1 protein-coding gene is annotated in these 2,924 nt (G+C 66.6%); it reads right to left on the bottom strand.

The features are described from left to right. Positions 1-2,924, bottom strand: a 2,924-nt coding sequence (gene metH / locus ACFQSB_RS40060) for a methionine synthase (protein ID WP_380832577.1), incomplete at both ends; no start/stop codon positions are given.

The following is a 2,924-nucleotide window of genomic DNA, read 5'->3' as shown; positions in this document are numbered from 1 at the left end:
TCACGCCGCTGCCGCGGGAAGGAGAACCGCGTCCGCTCCCCACCCGTCCGCCCGTCCAGGATGATCAGATCATCGCCGTCGGAGACGCACGGGAAGTAGCCGTAGACCACCGCGGCCTGCAGCAGATTCTCGGTCTGCAACCGCTCCAGCCACATCCGCAGCCGCGGCCGCCCCTCGGTCTCCACCAACTCCTCATACGACGGCCCGTCCCCGCCCCGGGCGGCCTTCAGCCCCCACTGCCCCATGAACGTCGCCCGCTCATCCAAGAACGCGGCGTAATCACCCAGCGCGATGCCCTTCACCACCCGCTCCCCCAGAAACGGCGCCACCGGGACCGGATTGTCGGCCGCCACATCCGAACGCGCCGGCAACGCCTCCACCGGCGTGCGTTCCAACGTCGCACCCGCCTTCACCCGCCGGGCACGCAACGGCGGCAACTGCGCCCCCGCCACACCGCGCTTGACGTCCATGAACGCATCCATCAACCGCAGACCCTCGAACGCGTCCCGCGCGTAACGCACCTGACCGTTGAAGATCTCCGCCATGTCCTGCTCCACATAGGCGCGGGTGAGAGCGGCCCCGCCCAAAAGGACCGGGAAACGGGAGGCGATCCCGCGGGAGTTCATCTCCTGCAGGTTCTCCTTCATGATCACCGTGGACTTCACCAACAGCCCCGACATGCCGATCACATCGGCGTCCTTCTCCTCGGCCGCCTCCAAGATCGCCGACACCGGCTGCTTGATCCCCAGATTGATCACCTCATAGCCGTTGTTCGACAAGATGATGTCCACCAGGTTCTTCCCGATGTCATGCACATCCCCCTTGACCGTGGCCAAAACGATCCGCCCCTTGGTCTCCCCCTCCACCCGGTCCATGTGCGGCTCCAGGTAAGCGACGGCGGCCTTCATCACCTCAGCCGACTGCAGGACGAACGGCAGCTGCATCTCGCCGGAGCCGAACAGCTCCCCGACGGTCTTCATCCCCTCCAGCAGAACGTCGTTGATGATCTCCAGGGCCGGGCGCTGGGACAGCGCCTCCTCCAGATCACCCTCCAGCCCCTTACGCTCCCCATCGATGATCCGCCGCTTCAGCCGCTCCCACAACGGCAACCCCGCCAGCTCCGCCGCCCGGCTCTGCCGCAACGACGCCGCGTCCACCCCCGCGAACAACTCCATGAACCGGGCCAGCGGGTCATAACCCTCCCGGCGCCGGTCATAGACCATGTCCAGGGCGACCTGACGCTGCTCGTCCGGGATCCGCGCCATCGGCACGATCTTCGAAGCGTGCACGATCGCCGAATCCAGCCCCGCGTTGACGCATTCGTGCAAGAACACGGAGTTGAGCACGATGCGGGCGGCCGGGTTCAACCCGAAGGAGATGTTGGACAGGCCGAGGGTGGTCTGCACGCCCGGGTAGCGGCGCTTCAGCTCACGAATCGCCTCGATCGTCTCCAGCCCGTCCCGGCGGGTCTCCTCCTGACCGGTGGCGATCGGGAACGTCAGGCAGTCCACGATGATGTCCTCGACCCGCATCCCCCAATTACCCGTCAGGTCCTCGATCAGCCGGGACGCCACCGCGACCTTCCACCGCGCGGTACGCGCCTGCCCCTCCTCATCGATGGTCAACGCGACCACCGCGGCGCCGTGCTCCTTCACCAACCGCATGATCCGCTGGAACCGCGAATCCGGGCCGTCACCGTCCTCGTAGTTCACCGAGTTGACCACCGCCCGGCCACCCAGCATCTCCAACCCCGCCGCGATCACCGCCGGCTCGGTCGAATCCAGCACGATCGGCAACGTCGACGCCGTGGCGAACCGGAACGCCAACTCCGCCATGTCGGCCACCCCGTCCCGGCCCACATAATCCACACACAGATCCAGCATGTGCGCCCCATCACGCGACTGCGCCCGCGCGATGTCCACACACTCCTCCCACTGCCCGCCCAGCATCGCCTCACGAAACGCCTTGGACCCATTGGCATTGGTCCGCTCACCGATCGCCAGATACGAAGTGTCCTGCCGGAACGGCACATGCGCATACAACGACGCCGCACCCGCCTCCAAACGCGGACGCCGGACAGCCACCTCCCGCCCACCGACCCGCTCGACGACCCGCCGCAGATGCTCCGGCGTGGTGCCGCAACACCCACCCACCAGCGCCAGCCCGTACTCGCCGGCGAACCCCTCATGCGCATCGGCCAACTCACCCGGCGACAACGGATACCGCGCCCCATCCGCGGTCAACTCCGGCAACCCCGCGTTCGGCATGCACGACAACGCCACCCCCGCACCGGCATGCTTGGCCAGATACCGCAAATGCTCCGACATCTCCGCCGGACCCGTCGCACAGTTCAACCCCAGCACATCGACACCCAACGGCTCGATCGCCGTCAACGCCGCACCGATCTCCGACCCCAGCAACATCGCCCCGTTGGTCTCGATCGTCACCTGCGCCACCACCGGCACATCACGCCCCGCCGCCTCGATCGCCCGACGCGCCCCGACCACCGCCGCCTTCACCTGCAACAAGTCCTGACACGTCTCAATGATCAACGCATCAGCCCCACCCGCGATCAACCCCGCCGCATTCGCCTCATAAGCATCACGCAACGCCTCGAACCGCACATGCCCCAACGTCGGCAACTTCGTCCCCGGACCCATCGACCCCAAAACGAACCGCGCCCGCCCATCACCCGCCGCCCACTCATCAGCCGACTCCCGCGCCAGCCGCGCCCCCGCCTGCGACAACTCCCACACCCGACCAGCGATGTCATACTCCGCCAACGCCGCCAGATTCGCCCCGAAAGTGTTGGTCTCCACACAATCAACACCCACCGCGAAATACGCGTCATGAACCCCCCGCACAATGTCAGGACGCGTCACGTTCAACACCTCATTGCAACCCTCATGACCATCGAAATCATC

Source organism: Sphaerisporangium rhizosphaerae (assembly GCF_042665155.1).
Taxonomy (GTDB): Bacteria; Actinomycetota; Actinomycetes; order Streptosporangiales; family Streptosporangiaceae; genus Sphaerisporangium; species Sphaerisporangium rhizosphaerae.
This window is presented reverse-complemented; position numbering and strand designations above follow the sequence as displayed.